The organism is Nocardia vinacea (assembly GCF_035920345.1).
Taxonomy (GTDB): Bacteria; Actinomycetota; Actinomycetes; order Mycobacteriales; family Mycobacteriaceae; genus Nocardia; species Nocardia vinacea_A.
The window spans coordinates 1,295,839-1,312,672 of the sequence record NZ_CP109149.1 but is presented as its reverse complement, the minus strand read 5'-3'; the positions used below and the strand labels follow the sequence as shown (position 1 = coordinate 1,312,672).

Annotated in this window: 16 protein-coding genes; 10 read left to right on the top strand and 6 right to left on the bottom strand. The window is 66.8% G+C overall.

What is annotated here, in order from left to right; translation table 11 throughout:
- The first annotated feature begins 134 nt into the window (after positions 1 to 134).
- Genes OIE68_RS06250 through OIE68_RS06235 form a run of 4 tightly spaced genes read left to right on the top strand, consistent with a single transcriptional unit; the run spans position 135 to position 7,565 of the window.
- The gene (locus tag OIE68_RS06250; protein ID WP_327101589.1) at positions 135 to 1,622 is read left to right on the top strand and encodes a TIGR02677 family protein; all 1,488 of its coding nucleotides are present in this window, start codon (positions 135 to 137) and stop codon (positions 1,620 to 1,622) included.
- Positions 1,622 to 3,037: a TIGR02678 family protein gene (locus OIE68_RS06245; protein ID WP_327101588.1), complete on the top strand. Its 1,416-nt coding sequence runs from the start codon at positions 1,622 to 1,624 to the stop codon at positions 3,035 to 3,037. Before OIE68_RS06250 ends, OIE68_RS06245 begins: the two co-directional genes overlap by 1 nt.
- A gap of 3 nt (positions 3,038 to 3,040) precedes the next feature.
- Entirely contained in the window at positions 3,041 to 7,252 is a 4,212-nt protein-coding gene (locus OIE68_RS06240; RefSeq protein WP_327098432.1) for a TIGR02680 family protein, read from the top strand.
- Positions 7,253 to 7,268: 16 nt separating this feature from the next.
- Positions 7,269 to 7,565 (top strand): hypothetical protein, encoded by a 297-nt coding sequence (locus tag OIE68_RS06235; RefSeq protein ID WP_327098431.1) that lies wholly within the window; start codon positions 7,269 to 7,271, stop codon positions 7,563 to 7,565.
- On the opposite strand, the gene OIE68_RS06230 is transcribed toward OIE68_RS06235, so the two are convergent.
- The 4 genes from OIE68_RS06230 to OIE68_RS06215 all read right to left on the bottom strand — a co-directional run bounded on the left by OIE68_RS06230 (position 7,566) and on the right by OIE68_RS06215 (position 11,009).
- Positions 7,566 to 8,171: a M15 family metallopeptidase gene (locus tag OIE68_RS06230; RefSeq protein ID WP_327098430.1), complete on the bottom strand. Its 606-nt coding sequence runs from the start codon at positions 8,169 to 8,171 to the stop codon at positions 7,566 to 7,568.
- Between the two features lie 293 nt (positions 8,172 to 8,464).
- Positions 8,465 to 8,665, bottom strand: a complete 201-nt coding sequence (locus OIE68_RS06225; RefSeq protein WP_040691731.1) for a hypothetical protein — start codon at positions 8,663 to 8,665, stop codon at positions 8,465 to 8,467.
- 129 nt (positions 8,666 to 8,794) lie between these two features.
- Complete coding sequence (locus OIE68_RS06220) at positions 8,795 to 9,196, bottom strand: hypothetical protein (protein WP_040691734.1); 402 nt, start codon at positions 9,194 to 9,196, stop codon at positions 8,795 to 8,797.
- A gap of 136 nt (positions 9,197 to 9,332) precedes the next feature.
- The gene (locus OIE68_RS06215; RefSeq protein ID WP_327098429.1) at positions 9,333 to 11,009 is read right to left on the bottom strand and encodes a fumarate hydratase; all 1,677 of its coding nucleotides are present in this window, start codon (positions 11,007 to 11,009) and stop codon (positions 9,333 to 9,335) included.
- Positions 11,010 to 11,263: 254 nt separating this feature from the next.
- Here OIE68_RS06215 and OIE68_RS06210 point away from each other — a divergent pair, with 254 nt between their 5' ends.
- Entirely contained in the window at positions 11,264 to 11,734 is a 471-nt protein-coding gene (locus OIE68_RS06210) for a MarR family winged helix-turn-helix transcriptional regulator (protein ID WP_040691737.1), read from the top strand.
- 9 nt (positions 11,735 to 11,743) lie between these two features.
- On the opposite strand, the gene mftD is transcribed toward OIE68_RS06210, so the two are convergent.
- Positions 11,744 to 12,937: a pre-mycofactocin synthase MftD gene (gene mftD / locus OIE68_RS06205; RefSeq protein WP_327098428.1), complete on the bottom strand. Its 1,194-nt coding sequence runs from the start codon at positions 12,935 to 12,937 to the stop codon at positions 11,744 to 11,746.
- Complete coding sequence (gene mftE / locus OIE68_RS06200; protein ID WP_327098427.1) at positions 12,934 to 13,662, bottom strand: mycofactocin biosynthesis peptidyl-dipeptidase MftE; 729 nt, start codon at positions 13,660 to 13,662, stop codon at positions 12,934 to 12,936. Before mftE ends, mftD begins: the two co-directional genes overlap by 4 nt.
- Before the next feature lie 66 nt (positions 13,663 to 13,728).
- On the opposite strand from mftE, the gene mftR reads away from it, so the two are divergent.
- The 5 genes from mftR to OIE68_RS06175 all read left to right on the top strand — a co-directional run bounded on the left by mftR (position 13,729) and on the right by OIE68_RS06175 (position 16,800).
- Positions 13,729 to 14,346 (top strand): mycofactocin system transcriptional regulator, encoded by a 618-nt coding sequence (gene mftR, locus OIE68_RS06195; RefSeq protein ID WP_327098426.1) that lies wholly within the window; start codon positions 13,729 to 13,731, stop codon positions 14,344 to 14,346.
- A gap of 109 nt (positions 14,347 to 14,455) precedes the next feature.
- Positions 14,456 to 15,364, top strand: a complete 909-nt coding sequence (locus OIE68_RS06190) for an STAS domain-containing protein (protein ID WP_040691747.1) — start codon at positions 14,456 to 14,458, stop codon at positions 15,362 to 15,364.
- A gap of 12 nt (positions 15,365 to 15,376) precedes the next feature.
- Positions 15,377 to 15,766 (top strand): STAS domain-containing protein, encoded by a 390-nt coding sequence (locus OIE68_RS06185; RefSeq protein ID WP_327098425.1) that lies wholly within the window; start codon positions 15,377 to 15,379, stop codon positions 15,764 to 15,766.
- Positions 15,744 to 16,169, top strand: coding sequence for an ATP-binding protein (locus tag OIE68_RS06180; protein WP_040691752.1), 426 nt, complete (start codon positions 15,744 to 15,746; stop codon positions 16,167 to 16,169). Before OIE68_RS06185 ends, OIE68_RS06180 begins: the two co-directional genes overlap by 23 nt.
- Positions 16,162 to 16,800 (top strand): SpoIIE family protein phosphatase, encoded by a 639-nt coding sequence (locus OIE68_RS06175; RefSeq protein WP_327098424.1) that lies wholly within the window; start codon positions 16,162 to 16,164, stop codon positions 16,798 to 16,800. Before OIE68_RS06180 ends, OIE68_RS06175 begins: the two co-directional genes overlap by 8 nt.
- Positions 16,801 to 16,834: the final 34 nt, after the last annotated feature.

Genomic DNA, 16,834 nt, shown 5'->3' with positions numbered 1-16,834 from the left:
GTGCAAACCGGACGCGGCCACGCCGAATGGGGGTCGGTCTCGACACCCGCGACCGGCCCGCTACTACCCTGTTCCCGGTGACCGACTCCGTTGACGGCCTGCCGTATGCCGCGCCCGCGCTATGGGATGAGCGGTTGCGGCTGTTCTCCTTCGCCACGGCCGAGAAGCGGGCGGAGTATCTGTGGGTGCTGCGGGCGTTCGACAGTGCGCGCGCGGCGTATGTGGTGTTGCTGCATGCCGACGATGTCGCGACCTGGATCGAACGCAGTGCGCCTGATGCACCGCAGCTCACCGGCGCGGAGATCGGGCCGCTGTTGGATCAGCTGCATCAGTGGGGTGTGGTCGAGCGCAGCTATGACGGCACGCGCGCCGCGACGCTCGCGGAATATCGGAATCGGCACTACGTCTATCAGCTGACACAGGCCGGATTCAAGGCATATCGGGCGGTCGCGGGTGTGCTCGAGGCGCGGCTGGACGAGGCGGCGCTGTCGCGACTGGTGCTGCCCGAACTACTCGCGGATCTCAATACCCTCGCCGAGGCGAATAAGGCCGGTGATGCGGAACGTGTGTACCGGACGCTGCGCCGCCTGGATGCCGCACTCTCGGATATGGCGGCGCGGGCCGCGCACTTCTACCTCTCGCTCGGCGATATGGTCCGTACCACCGAGATCACCCCGGAGTCGTTCCTGGCGCACAAAGACGCGCTGCTCGCGCATATGCGCGAGTTCAGCATGGACCTGGCGCGCTTCGCGCCGCGCTTGGCCGCCGCGATCGGTGAGATCGAGGAGACCGGCGTCGAGGAACTCATCGAGCGGGCGGCGCGCTGTGACGAACGGGTGCTGCTGAGTCCGGCCGAGCGGCAAGCGGATTGGCGGGCGCGCTGGCAGGGGCTGCGGACCTGGTTCATCGCGACGGCCTCCGATATTCCCGGCGAATCGTCCTCCACCGAGGCGGATCGGCTGCGGGAGGCGACCATGAGCGCCATTGCCGCCGTGCTGTCGCTGCTGCGGCGGGTCACCGATTCACGGAAGGGCGGGGTGAGTCGCGAATCGGCGCTGCGGCATCTCGCGGGCTGGTTCACCGCAGCCCCGGCCACCGACAGCGCGCATGCGCTCTTCGACGCCGTCTTCGGTCTCGGCAGGCCGCGTCATATTTCCCTGGAACATCCGGATGCGGATCTGATTCCCGCGATCCGCTCCTGGTGGGAGGCACCGCCACTGGAGATCTCGCGCACCCTCGCCGAGACTGGTAGGCCGCCACAGGCCGGTGCCCCGGCCCGAATTCAACGCAATGACGCGGGAATTCGCCGACTCCGCGAGGCGCAGTTGGATGCGCAGCGCGCCCGCGCCGAGGCCGCCAAATCCCTGGCCGCCGCCTCGGTACACGAGCGCGTCCTCGACGAACGGGAGACCGAGGTGCTGCTGCGCCTGCTCGACGCCGCGTCCACGGCCTGGGTTCCGGTGAGCGGCCGCGTCGACAGCACCACCGGATCCGATAGCGGCGTCACCCTCACCGTCTCCGAACATTCGGGTTCGACGGTGATCCGCACCGCACGCGGGCTACTGCATTTGAACAACCGCCGCCTCGAGGTGAAGCAGTCGACCAGCGGGCGGCGCGCATGATCAACGCCCGCCGCATCGATTCGCTCGCGCTCGACAACTATCAGCGCGCCGCCCGCGTAATCCTCGCCAACCACCTGGTCACCCGGACCTATCCGGACCGGATCGCACTGCCGCTGATCCGGCGCTGGGCCACTGAACTCCGCGAGGATCTGGCCGAATTGTTCGGCTACCGACTCGAGGTCACCGAAACGACGGCCCGGGTCTTCCCGGTCATCGATCGACTCGATTCGGGCAAACCCGCCCGCTCCGTCACCGAGCGCGTCTTCGACCGCCGCCGCTACGCCTATCTGGCCTTGGCGCTGGCAGCGCTCGGCCGCGCCGGCGATCAGATCACATTGTCGGAGTTGGCCGATCAGGTCGCCGCCTATACCGGCCGGGTCGACGGCCTCGAACTGGCACCCGACCGCGCCGCCGATCGCGATGCCTTCGTCGATGCCGTCGGCTGGCTCGCGCATCGGGGTGCGCTCACCCTGGCCGATGGCGATGCGGGTGGCTGGGCCGCCGATCCGGAGGCGGGTGAGGCGCTCTACGACATCGACCGGCCGGTGGTTTTCGCGCTGTTTCGACCGCCGCGCGCGCTGCAGCATCTGCACAGTGTCCGTGGTCTGCTGACCGAGGACGCGCTCGCGCACGGTCCGGCCGCCAATGCGCAGGCCGCCGATGCGGCGCGGCGGGTGCGGCGCAGTCTCGTGGAGCGTCCGGTGGTGTACGCCGAGGATCTGGCCTACGACGAACGACCGCTGTTGCTGCAGGATCGGGTCGTCGCGGATGTCGAACAGTTCACGGGGCTGCGGGCCGAACGCCGCGCGGAGGGCGTCGCATTGATTGATGTCTCCGGGCGTCTCTCCGATGTCCGTTTTCCGGGCACCGGCACATTGGCGCAGGTGGCGCTGCTGCTGGTCGGTGAGATCGCCGATCGTGTCCTCGATATCGACAATCCGGTACCGGTGCGTCCCGGCGCACCCGATCCGGCCGTCGCGCTTGCCGAGCAACTCGATGGCGCAATCCCGGAGTCCACCGTATTCGTGCCGCTCGCCGATCTCCCATCGACCGATCCCGATGTGGTGGAAGAGATTTCGGATCCCGACGCGGAGGCGATGGCGTATGTGCGTGCGACGTACCCGTTCGTCGAAGCGAGCTGGGTCGGCGAGACCGTGCAGGCGCTGACCGACCGCTACGGTGTCACCTTCGCCGCGCAGTGGCAGGCGGATGTGCCCGGGCTGGCCAGGGAGGTGACCGCCCTGTTGGAACGGCTGCGGCTGGTCCAGGTGGTCGAGGACGGTCTGATTATTCTGCCCGCACTGGCTCGCTACCGCGGTGCGGTCGTCACCGTTCGTACCAAGCGGGCCGCCGAATTGTTCGTCACCGCCTCCGACACGCTCGGGGCCGACAGCGTTGGTACGGAAGGGATTTAAACCATGTCGCTCATCCATGGCGGAGTGCGGTTCGTCCCGACCCGCGCCGGCATCATCAACCTGTGGGACTACCGCGACCAGGAATACTGTTTCGCCGACGGCAGGCTGGTACTGCGCGGGCCCAATGGTTCCGGTAAGACCAAGGCGCTCGAGGTGCTGTTCCCGTTCGTGCTCGACGGCCGGATCGAACCACGCAGGCTCAATCCGTTCGCGGGTGAAGAGCGCACCATGAAATCGAACCTGTTGTACCGCAAGCAGGAATCCGCCTATTCGTATGTGTGGATGGAGTTCGCGCGCGGTAAATGGGACGATCCCGAGGTCGTCACCATCGGCATCGGTATGCGCGCCACCCGGTCCACGGACAAGGTGACCCGCTGGTACTTTGTCGCCGACGGCCGTGCGGGCGTCGACTTTTCACTCATCGGCCCCGACGATCGACCGCTGACCCGCAAGCAGTTGGCCGAGCAGATCGGCACCGATGCCATCGTCGATCGACCGGTCGAGTATCGCAATGCGATCGACGCACGCATGTTCGGTCTGGGCACTCAGCGCTACGACCAGCTGATCAATCTCATCCTCACGCTGCGCCGTCCCCAACTCGCGAAAAACCTTGATCCGCGGGGACTTTCGCAGGCGCTCACCGATGGTCTGCGCCCGCTCGACGAGCAGCTGATCCTGGACGCGGCGCGTTCGTTCAGCGATATGGAGGAGGTCGGGCGCACCCTGGAGGGGCTGGTCCACGCCGATACCGCCACCAGGTCGTTTGTCGGTGTGTACCGGAAATACCTTGCGGTACAGGCGAAGACCGATGTCGATCAGGTGCGGACACGACTCGATGCGGTGACCCACGCCAGCACCGCCCTCTTCGCCGCCACCGCATTGCGTGAACGTCGCGAGGCCGAACGCACCGCCGCCGAGGCGCGCGCCGACGATGCCGACCGCGCCTACGAACAAGCGCTTTCCGACCGGGAAACCCTGCAGCGCTCGAGCGCCTATGAGGGCAAACAGCAACTCGACGATCTCGCCGACGCGGTGCGCCGCCTGGAGACCTCGGCGGGTGTGCACAAGGACAAGGCGCTCAAGGCCCGGCAAACCCTCGATCAGCGCGGCCAGGAAGCAGAGCGCGCCAAGGCGGCCGTACAGAACGCGGCCGCCGCGCTGGCCCGCGGCGAGGACGAATTGCGTGCCGCCGCGGAAGAGGCGGGCATCACCTGGGCGGGATTGGCCGACCAGGCCCGTGGCGATCAGCTGACCGCCGCGGTCCGCGGACATGCCGAGGAACGCGACGCCGACGTGCGCGCGGTCCGCAAGGCGCTCGGTCTGATGGATTCCGCTACGGCCGAACGGAATCGGGCCGAACAGCTCGCCGAACGGGCTCGGGCGCTGCGCGAATCGGCCGCCGCCGAGGTCTCGGCCGCCGAAGCGGCCGTTGTGCTGGCACGCACCGAAGCCGGTGGCGCACTGCGCACTTGGTGGGATGCGCATCGAGAGGTGTACTCCCCCATTCAGAAAGGCCTGTTCGAAGCGCTCGACACCGCACTGGCCGATGCAGGCTCCGATGAGGCAGCCGGTGTCGCCGAGATTTTGGCCGAACGCGCCGAACCGCTGCTCGATGACATCCGCACCCGCCGTCAAGAAGCGCGCGCCACCGCCGCGCTGGCCGGTGACCGGCTGGTCGAACTCAATGCCGAACGCGATGCGGTCGCTGCCCAACGTGACGAGGCCCCACCGGTTTCGGCCGCTCGTGCGCGGAATGCGGAAGGCCGTCCGGGTGCGCCGCTGTGGCGACTGGTCCGTTTCGCTGATTCCGTGACACCAGCGCAGGCCGCGGGCATCGAGGCCGCCCTGCACGCCGCGGACCTGCTCGACAGTTGGGTCTGCGCAGAAGCCGAACGGCCGGAATACACCTCCGACCAGTTCCTGATTCCACTGCCCACCTCAGCGCGGCCGTCCGGGCGCACACTGGCCGATGTCCTTGTCGTGGAGGATGATTCGGCCGACGTCACGGTGCCGAAGCAGGTCATCGCAAACGTGCTGGCCTCCATCGCCCTGTACGACAAGGACTCCGACCTCGGCACCGAAGTCGGCGTGAGCACCACCGGCGGTTTCCGCCAGGGCGTTCAGGTGGGCCGCCACCACAAACCCGATGCCGAATTCATCGGGGCCACCGCCCGCGCGAAGCGCCGGGAAATCCGGCTCGCCGAGTTGGCCACGGCAATCGAGTCCGCCGAGGAGACACAGCGGCAGACACAGGCCGCCCAGGCCGCGGCGAGCGGCGAGCTGGCGCGAATCTCCGCCGCCGCCAAAGCATTGCCGCGCCCCTCGGCCGTCACCGCAGCCCTGCGCGCGGTTTCGGAAGCCGCGGGCATGATGCGCTCGCGCTCCGAAGCGGTCGCCCAGGCCGAACGCGACCTCGACCAAGCGGTGGCCGAGGCGTCGGCTGTCGAGAAGAAGCTGCGCTCGGTCGCCCAAGCGCACCGCACGCCGCGCGGCGCCCGCGAGATCGATGCCCTCGCCGCCGCCATCCGCCATTTCGAGAACACCGGGACCGGCCTGTTGCGCCTGCGTGCCGACCACGAACGGGAGCGCGAACGCGAACGCGAAGGTTCGGACCGCTTCGACGAGGCCCGCGATCTGGCCGAGGCCTTCGCCGAAGAGGCCGAGGCCGCCGATGCGGGCTACCAGGAGCAGCTGCGTAAACTCGAAACCCTGCGCGAAGCACTCGGCGCGGGCGCCGCCGACATCGATCGCCAACTCGACCAGGCGCGCGCGAAGATCGAGGCGACCCGGGCTGAGCAGAAGGCCGCTCGCAAGGCCGCAAATGAGGCGATCGAGGCGGTCGGTGATGCGGAGGCCGCATACCGCACCGCGCACGAGTCGCTCGGCACCGCGCTCACCGAGGTCCTTGCCGATGTGAAAGCCCTTGCGCCCTACGCCCAGCCGGATCTGCTCACCCTGCTCGGTGCACCTGCCGACAGCCGCTGGCCGAGCAGCGATGCCGCCTGGTCGACCCCAGAACAACTGCTCTACCGCATTTCGACGGCCGGGCCTGAGGTCGAACCCCAGGTGCTCCCGGATGAGGTAGCCGAACTCTTCGACAATCTGACCGCCGCAACGTCTTCCGTGCGGGCGGGCGAGGCGGCCCGCAAATCCACGCGCAGTGCGGTGACCTCGGCACTCCAGGAATTCGACGCCGCGCTGGCCGCTTCCGGCCGCGATTACCGGCTGCAATGGGATGCCGCAGACGGCCTGACCGTCGTTCAGGTACAGGATGACAACGGGCTGTCGGCCCTCGCGGATTTCGCCACCCGCATCGACGCCGCCCGCCGCGATCAGGAATTGCTGCTCACCGATGCCGAACGCCGGATCCTCGAGGACGCGCTGCTCACCGGGCTCGCGCAGCAGATCTATGAGCGCACCAGCGATGCGCGCGATCTCATCGCCCGCATGGGTGCGGAGATGAAGCAGCGCCGCATGTCCTCCGGCAATACCATCGGCGTGCACTGGGTGCTCTCCGATTCGCTCTCGGATGCGGCACGGGCCATGTGCAAGCTGTTGGATCGCGACGCCTCCTCGCTCGTCGCCGATGATCTGGCGGCCATCCGCGCCCACTTCGCGGCCGAGATCCGGGCCGCGCGCGCCGCGCATCCGGAGCGTTCCTACCCCGAAATCCTGGGCGCGACACTGGATTACCGGACCTGGCGGGTGTTCTCCTTTACTCTCATCTCCGCCGACGGCAGCGAGGACAAGCTGACCGTGGCCAGGCACAGTGCGCTCTCCGGTGGTGAACAGTCGGTCTCGCTGCATCTGCCGCTGTTCGCCGCCGCGCACGTCATGCTCGACTCGGCCGATCCGCAGGCACCGCGACTGCTCGCGCTGGACGAAGCATTCGCCGGTGTCGACGACAACGGCCGCAGCGAATTGCTCGGCCTGAGTGTGCAATTCGACCTCGACCTGTTCATGACCGGTTACGACCTGTGGATCACCTACCCGCACGTCCCCGGCTGCGCGCATTACGATCTCGCGCATTCGGCCGCCGAGAACACGGTCAGCGCAACGCTGCTGGTGTGGGACAGCGGCGATCTGCTCGCCGAACACGATGGGACCGATCTCACCGCAGCGCTCGGCTCCCCCAACCGCCGCCGCATCCCGAACTCGATCGAGGGCGGGTTGGCACTGGACAATATGCCGGGCACCCCGGCGCCAGTCAGCTGAATGTAAATGGATAGCAGTGTCTTCGAGCTCCACCCCACCCCAAGGTCGCCATCGCCACCCCCGCGGCATCATCGTCGCCGAACTCTTCCCACCATCGGTCCGCTACTCCGGCAGGTCGCCGATCGTGCAGCTCTCGGTCGTCCTCGGCGGCGGCCTCGCCCCGCTCATCGCGACCGCACTGTGGACCGCGGGCTCGACTTCGGCGGCGGTGACCTGCTACATCGTTGCCATTTGCGCGTTGAGCACGATCAGCCCGGCGGTGCTGATCCGGCAGCCGAGCGCAGAGATCCCGGTGCCTGTGCCGGTCGGCTGACTACAGCCCGAAGGAGCCGCTCAACCACGGCGGGAGGGGGATGGACGGCAACCCCGGGAGGACGGGCTGGATCGGCGACGACGGAGCCGGCGCGGTACCGCCCTCGCTCGCGTCCGCGCGCAACGCCGGGCAGGCGCCGCCCGGGGCGGTGGCGAGTTCGAAATGCCACCATTCGTTTTGAAAGATCCGGCACAGGCCCCAGCGATTCCCATTCGCCTCCAGCCACTGCGCCCCGGCCTGCGGCCCCACGTCGATCGCCCGGCCCTGCACATGGGTCGACTCATTGGGCGGCAGTACCCACCGCCGAGCCTCCTCGGGACTGCCGTAAGTCCGCACCCCGTCGTCCCACAGCGCCTGCTGCTCGGCGGGCGTGCGGTAGCCGGAGTTGATGTACAGCGCGACCCCTTCGACATGCGCCTGGTTCTCGGCCTGCGTATACGCGGCGGCGAGCCCCGGCTCCAGCCCATCGGTCCCGCTGGCATTACCGGCCACCTGCACGACCGGCGCGGCCGTGGCGGCGGGCATGGACAGCCCGGCAGCTCCGATCACTGGGAACAGCGCGGCGGATATGCCCAGCAGGGTCCGGGCACGAAGCGTCAGCGACATGTCAGCGATAGTAACGGCCCTGCGACCGCGGACCCCGTATCTACTCCCCTACGGCTCACACCCCGCCACCGATCACCGCTAGCAACACACCGGCGAACGCGAGGACACCGGCCTGTCCGAACGGACGTCATTCACATAGCTTTCCACATACTCACAGCACAATAAATCACCAATGTCCGAAACATCCTGTGCCACGCCCGATTTGTCGCAGCGGAAATCCCCCTGTCCACAATCTATTCCAGTGTTGTGGATCACGATCAACATTCCCCAGCAACCCCCGAGAAACCCGGAAACTACCGCGCCTTCACGAGTTTCATGACCTCGCCGGAATCCCCACCGTCGACGAATTCCAGCCAGACACGGTCCCCGGTATGCAGCGGCGAATCGGACTCGATCACCGCATCGCGCACCACGAACTCCTCGCACGACTCGGTCGTCACGACCCCGAAGCCGCCGTCCTGATCGGCAACCCAGCGCCCCACGATCGCCCACATGCGACGCAATCCTATTGCATCGCAAGCCTTTCCGATGCGACACGGGCGCTCTGCAGACACAGAACGGGCGGCTATCGCACACTGGATGAGTGCGATAGCCACCCGCTATGGCGTTGATCGGCTATGGGGTCAGGGGCGCACCGAGTCCGAACCGCGGATCGCTTCGGCCGCTTCACGATTGCGGTCGATGCGCTCGATGATCTCCGGGCCGTGCGCCCGCGCGTAGGCGATGGCGATCTTGATCCTGCGGGAGTGCAGATCCGATTGCTGGCTCAGGACAGCGATGCGGCGTTCTTCCGGACCGTCCAGTTCTTGTAGGCGCGCAACGACTTCCCATACCTCCGGGCCCGCAGCCAATGCCGCGCGGCGATCGGAGATGGGGCCGCGGAAAACGATTCCGGGATGGTCGAGCTGATCGAAACCCTCCCGGATCAGGCGGTTGAGTAGTGCGGTCGAACTGGTTCCCTCACGAGCGGCGCGTTCGGCCAACCGACGGCTGGCGGATTCCGAGATACGAAACGACGTACTCATTGCCCTCCTCGACCTCCATCGACACCGGTGCAGCGATGTACCCCTAATCAAGAGTGCATCGCTTCGGCGGGATTGTTACCCCGGCGAACGGGGTGACAATTCGGTGTCCGGACATGTGCCCTGATGGCTGAACATTTCAGACGCGTTCCTTCGAGCGGGTGCGCACCCGCAACGCAATCGGCTTCTGCGTTTCCGCGAAGAAGTCGTTGCCCTTGTCGTCCACCACGATGAATGCCGGAAAATCTTCGACCTCGATCTTCCAGACCGCCTCCATGCCCAGCTCCGGATACTCCAGTACCTCGACGGATTTGATGCAATCCAGCGCCAGTCGCGCCGCAGGCCCGCCGATGGAACCGAGGTAGAAACCGCCGTGTTCCTTACACGCCTTGGTCACCTGGGCCGAGCGATTGCCCTTGGCCAGCATGACGAACGACCCGCCCGCGGCCTGGAACTGATCGACGTAGGAGTCCATCCGGCCCGCGGTGGTCGGACCGAACGAACCCGACGCGTAGCCCTCGGGCGTCTTCGCCGGGCCCGCGTAGTACACGGCCATCTCGCGCAGGTATTCCGGCATCGGCTCGCCCGCGTCGAGGCGCTCCTTGATCTTGGCGTGTGCGATATCGCGGGCGACGACCAGTGGACCGGTCAGCGAAAGCCGGGTCTTCACCGGGTATTTCGACAGGTCGGCGCGAATCTCCGACATCGGCCGGTTCAGGTCGACCTTGACCACATCGCCACCGAGGATGGAATCGGTCTGCTCGGGCAGGTAGTGCGCGGGCTCGCGCTCGAGCTGCTCCAGGAACACACCCTCCGGCGTGATCTTGGCCAGCGCCTGCCGGTCGGCCGAGCAGGACACCGCGATGGCGACCGGGCAGCTGGCGCCGTGTCGGGGCAGGCGCACCACGCGCACGTCGTGGCAGAAGTACTTACCGCCGAATTGCGCGCCGATACCGAAGGACTGAGTGAGCTTGAAGACCTCTTCCTCCAGTTCCAGATCCCGGAAGGCATGCGCCGCGAGCGAACCCTCGGTGGGCAGGGTGTCCAAGTAGTGCGCGGACGCGTATTTGGCCGTCTTCAACGCGAATTCCGCACTGGTGCCGCCGATTACCACCGCGAGGTGGTACGGCGGGCAGGCGGCGGTGCCGAGCGAGCGGATTTTCTCGTCCAGGAACTCCAGCATGCGGGCGGGATTCAGCACGGCCTTGGTCTCCTGGTACAGGAACGACTTGTTCGCCGAACCGCCGCCCTTGGCCATGAACAGGAACTTGTAGGACGGATGCGCGGGATCGCCCGCCGTGGAGTACAACTCGATCTGCGCGGGCAGATTGGTGCCGGTGTTCTTCTCGTCCCACATGGTGATGGGCGCGAGCTGCGAGTAGCGCAGATTCAACTTGGTGTAGGCGTCGAATACGCCGCGGCTGATCCATTCGGCATCGTCCACGCCGGTGAGCACACCCTCGGACTTCTTGCCCATCACGATGGCGGTGCCGGTGTCCTGACACATCGGCAGGATGCCGCCCGCGGAAATGTTGACGTTCTTGAGCAGGTCCAACGCGACGAAGCGGTCATTACCGCTGGCCTCGGGGTCATCGATGATCCGGCGCAGCTGCGACAGATGCGCGGGCCGCAGGTAGTGGCTGATGTCGTGCATCGCCTCGGCGGTGAGCAGGCGCAATGCCTCGGGTTCGACCTGTAGGAAAGTGCGGCCGTTGTGTTCGAAGGTGCTGACGCCCTCGGTGGTGATCAACCGGTACGGGGTGTCGTCGGCGCCGATCGGCAGCAGATCTGAATAGCGGAAATCCGGCGCGGTCACGGACGCACTCCTTATTCGGTCTCAGGGCTGACGCACCGCCGGGGCCTTGGCAGGTCTTCGGCAGGCTGGTCACGAGCACAAGGAGCGTATCCAGTAATAGGAGGCCGACCGTGCTTAGGCAACCCTCACTCGGTGCATCCCACCAAAAGGTTGCACGTTCAACCCCAGCAGTGCTACCTCTCAGTTCTGGCAGTTGTCGCGCGGCATCATGCGGCAGGACAATTCAATGACATGTCAGAGTTTGGAGCGCTCTCGTGACCGATCCCCACTGGCTCGATGACATCGAAATGCGCGCATGGGTGGGATATGTGCGCACCAGGGACCTCATCGCCGCCGCGGTCGGACGCGACTCATCCCGCGAGTCGAACCTCACCTACGTCGAATACTCGGTGCTGGCCTACCTGGCCGACGCACCGGATCATCGACTCACCTTCGCCGATCTCGCCGCCAAACTCGAATGGTCGCAGAGCAGGCTGTCCCATCAGATCACCCGCATGGAGAAACGTGCGCTGGTCGCCAGGGAACCGATTCCGGATGACGCCCGCCGCACCGCCGCGCGGCTCACGCCGCGCGGCGCCGACGTGCTGGCCACCGCCGCGCCCGCACATGTGCAGAGCGTGCGCAGACATATGGTCGACGTACTCGACCGCCAGCAATTGGCCGCCCTCGCCGATATCTACGACACGCTGCTCACCCATCATCGAAGAGCCGCGGCTACCGAATAATCCGCCAGGTCAAGCCGACCGCACGGCCGGGTCCGGCACTCCCAATGCCCGCTCGAACCCGTCCGGCACCACTAGATCGCCCCGATCGAGATCGCCGATGCTGGTCTTGCGCAGTCCCAGCAACGCCGAATCAATGCCGCCACGCAGGACGTCGAGCACATTCTCGACACCGGCCTGCCCGTTCGCGGCGAGGCCCCACAGGTAGGCCCGCCCGATCATGACCGCGCGAGCGCCCAGCGCGGCCGCCTTCACCACATCGCTACCGCGTCGGATGCCACCGTCGAGCACCACCTCGATCTGCGATCCGACTGCGTCGGCCACCACGGGCAATGCCCGAATCGCAGCAGGCGTACCGTCCAGATTGTTCCCGCCGTGATTGGACACCGAGATGGCCGCGACGCCGGCGTCGACCGCGCGCAGCGCATCGTCGACGCGCATCACGCCCTTGAGCATGACGGGCCCGTCCCAATGTTCGCAGATCCACGCAACATCCGCCCAATCCGGTGCGGGAGTGCCCATCCACTCGCCGTAGGCGCCGAAGAAGCCGGGCGCCGGACCGCCGCCAACGGCCATATTCGGTGCGGTGAGATCCGGAATACGGCCGGAGCGAACATAAGTGGCGAGCCAGCGCGGCCGCGCCAGGGTCTGCGGCGCGAAGGTCAGCATGGTCTTGAAATCCAGCTTCTCCGGGATCACCGGGCTGCCCCAGTCGCGCCCGTGCGAGAAGGACCAGTCCAGGGTCAGGATCAGACCGACCGCGCCCGCCGCCTTGGCGCGCGACATCCGCTGCAGGATCTCATCTTTCGAACCGCACCAGTACAGCTGGAAGAATGTCGCCGGATTCGCCGCGATGACCTCCTCGATGGGCTTGCTCGCGAAGGAACTGAGCCCCATCGCGATGCCGCGCGCCGCCGCCGCACGGGCCACGGCCACTTCACCATCCGGATGCACCGCCTGCACGCCGGTCGGCGAGATCAGCACCGGCATCGAGAGCTGCTGTCCCAGTACGGTTGTCGACTGGTCGCGATCGCCGATCGGGCCCGCGCAGTGCGGTGCGAAGCCGAGTTGGGTGAAGGCCTGCTGATTTTCGTCGATGGTCTGGCCGCGCTCGGATCCGGCGATCAGTGCGCCGTACACCGACTTCGGCAGTCGTTTCTTTGCCCGCCGCTGCGCCTCGGCAACGGTTTCGAACCAGCGGTTCATGTGAGGGATCCTTTCGGGGAAGCCACCGGCCACCACAGCCGGATCTGTTCATGCAGGTCAGTGGTCAGTTGAGTAAGCAGTGCAGTGCCTTCGTCGGCATTCGCGCCCGTCGGGTCGCCGAGGACCCCGTTGGCGCTCACCGCGCGCACTCCCCCGGCGCGCAGCAGCGGCAAGAGCTCGGCGAGCGGCCTCGTATCACCGGCGACGGCGAGTTCGGTCCGCACCACATCCGGGCGCAGCGCCAACTGCATCGAGGTCTCGGCGCGGCCCGCGTGCGGATCACCCGGATAGCGCGGCATGAACACCCGCACGTCCCGGGATTCGGTACGCAGCAACGCCTCCGCCTTGCGCAGCGGTTCGAGATTGCCGCCGTGCCCGTTGACGAGCACGATGCGGTCGAAAGTATCGGTGGCCGAACGGCACAACTCGATGATCAGCAACTCCAGCGCGGCCTGTCCGATCGACAGCGTGCCCGCGAAACCCGCGTGCTCACCGCTGGCTCCATACGGGATCGCCGGTGCGACGAGCACATCCGACCGCGACTCGGCCAGCCGCGCGCACAATGCCACCGCGATATCGGTGTCGGTGGACAGCGGCAGATGCGGTCCGTGCTGTTCGGTCGCCCCGATCGGCACGGCAAGGATCGCGCCCGCAGCCGCGCGCGACCCGGCCTCCGGCCAGGTCAGTCGCGCGGCCACGGTGTGTTCCGCGACACTTTCCACCATGCCGCGAGATTATCGTCAGTCACTGACATAATCAAGAACCTGCGATCGGCGCCATAATCGACAACCGTGACCGATGCCAAGGTGCGGGGCCGTCCACGCGGCACAACCAAGCGCGAACTCGAACTGATAGCCATGCGACTGTTCACCGAACAGGGCTTCGACGAAACCACCGTCGAGCAGATCGCCGCGGCCGCGGGTATCAGCGGGCGCACCTTCTTCCGTTACTTCCCCACCAAGGCGGAGGTGCTCTGGTACCAGTTCGACGCCGAAGTCGAGGCGTTGCGCGCGGCCTTCGCCACCGTGCCCGACGAGGTTCCGATGATGACGGCCGTACGCCGAGTTGTGGTGAACGCCAACCGATATCGCGCCGAAGACGTGCCCGAACTACGCGTTCGCATGCAGCTCGTCGGCGGCGATCCGGCACTGGCCGCCACCGCGGGCGCGCACTACGACGCCTGGGAGCGGGCCGTGAGCGCGTTCGCCGCACGCCGACTCGGCGTACCGCAGGACAACCTGGTCGCACTGGCGGTCGGCCGCACCACCCTGGCCGCGGCGCGCGCCGCCTTCGATGCCTGGCTGACCCGCGCCGATGCCGACCTCACGGTCTATCTCGACGAGGCGCTCGCGGCGCTGGCACGCGGATTCGCACTGCCGAGCGAGGATCCGGATCTACCATCGAGCTAACGGCAGGTTTCACGGGCGACCGGGATGGGGTATGACTAGGCTCGGTATCGGCACGCAGCCGAATGCACGACTATCCCGACAATCCCGTTCGAAAGGGGCTGGAATTTCCATGTCCGAGGTGTCCATGAGCCTTTCGGCGGATTCCCTGCCCGTAGGACCGGTCGACAACTTGCTTCCGCAGCTGGTCGAACACCTGCGGCAGAACCGAACCGGGCTGCGTGAAGAGTGGGCAAGGCGCATTACCGAGGCCCAGCTGCTGACCGCGATGACCCCGGAGGAGATTTTCTCCGAGGCGACCTCCATGTACGACAACTACGTCGAGGTGCTCGTAACCGGTAGCGTCGAGGCGCTGCAGGCCTACGCGCGCGATCTGTCCGAGCGCATCATTCCGAGAGGCGTCGAAACCGACGAGGTCCTCGGCATCGTGCTGCTCCTGCGCGACGTGCTGGCCCGCTCGCTGTTCGAGAAATACCAGGCCGACTTCGAAATGCTCAACGCGGTACTGGACGCGTACGAGCCCGCCGCGAACCGCATCGCGAGCACCGTGGCCATCTCGTTCGTGCAGGAGCGCGAGCGCGTCATCCGCCAGCAGCAGGAAGCCATTCGCGAGCTGTCCACCCCGGTGCTCCAGGTGCGTGAGCAGCTGCTCATCCTGCCGATCATCGGTGTGCTCGACTCGCAACGCGCCCGCCAGCTCACCGAACAGCTACTGCGCGCCATCCGCGCCAATCGCGCGAAGGTGGTCGTCATCGACATCACCGGTGTGCCCGCGATCGACTCCACGGTGGCCAACCACCTGGTGCAGACCGTCGACGCATCCGGCCTGATGGGCGCCAATGTGATCATCACCGGCCTGTCCTCCGAGATCGCCCTCACACTGGTGACCATCGGCCTCGACCTGTCCAAGATGAACGCGGTCGGTGACCTCCAGGGAGGTATCGAAGAGGCGGAACGCTTACTCGGCTATGAGGTGACCCGCGTCACGGATCGAATGCTCACCGAGCGCGACGGGCGCTGATCGGGCCCCCCTATGCCGGTTCCGATCCTCAAACAAGGTACCTATCTGATCGCGTCGGTCCAGTCAGCCCTGACCGACGCGGATACCGAACGTCTCCAGGACGACCTGATGAAACAGGTCAGTAGATACCGGGCGCACGGGATCATCGTGGACGTCACCGCGATCGATGTCATGGATTCGTTCGCGGCCAGATCGCTGCGTACCATCGCGCACATGACGCAGCTCCGCGGTGCCGAAACGGTCATCGTCGGATTGCAACCCGAAGTCGCGTTCGCCATGGTGCAGTTGGGCCTCACCTTCGAGGACATGCACACCGCCCTCGACCTGGAAGAGGGCTTGGCGTGGCTGAACCGCATGGCTCCGGCTCGCCGCCAGCGAGATGGTCGTGACAGTGGCCGCTGAGAACTTGGTGATCGCGGTCAGGGTGTCGGGTGACATCGTGATCGCACGTCAAGCCGGACGTGAGCTGGCGGCCAAGCTCGGATTTTCACTGACAGATATGACCATGATCTCGACGGCGATCTCCGAGATCGCCCGCAACATAACCAGTTACGCGGGCAGTGGTGAAATACGTTTGCTGGTCGATGACCGGGAGGGGCGACAGGCGCTGGTCGTCCAGGCCGAGGACCAGGGCCCCGGCATCCTCGATATCGCCCGCGCGCTCGACGACGGGTACTCCACCGGCCGCGGTCTCGGACTCGGCCTGCCCGGCGCGCGCCGGCTGATGGACCGGCTCACCGTCGATTCGGCACCCGGTCGCGGCACGTTGGTGGAGATGTGGAAGTGGGTACCCAACGGTGCATGAGGACGGGATCATCGGCCGGATCGAATGGGCGGTGGCCGGCCGTGCCCTGCCCGGTCAGCGGGTCTCCGGTGACCGCGGCGTGGTCCTCGACGCAGGCGGCGGCTCGGTGCTCTTCGCCGTCCTCGACGGACTCGGCCACGGCGCGGCGGCTGCGGACGCCGCCGATCGCGCAGCGCAGGTGCTCTCGGAGAACCGCGCCGAACCGCTGGACGTCCTGATGGTGCTGTGTCATCGGGCCATGGCCGACACCCGCGGTGCGGCAGTCTCTTTGGCACTGTTCGGCGCATCCGATACGGTGCACTGGCTCGGCGTCGGCAATGTCGATTCCCGGATTCTGACCGCGGGTCCGGTCGGGCTCGCCATGCGCGCGACGGTCCTGATGACCGGTGGCATCGTAGGCTATCGGCTACCCCAGAACCTACAGGTGCAGACCGTTCCGGTGCGTCCGGGCGATCTGCTGTTGATGTCGACCGACGGCATCGTCACCGAATCCGCCGACAGCGGCATCGATCCTTCCAAATCCACTGCCGAGATCACCGCCGAAATCCTGGCCAGGCATGCCAAGGACACCGACGACGCACTGGTGCTCGCGGCCCGCCACCGGGGCGGCGTACTGGAGGCACCAGCGTGAACGGCGGAATGCAATGAGCGAGCGCAGCGAGCGA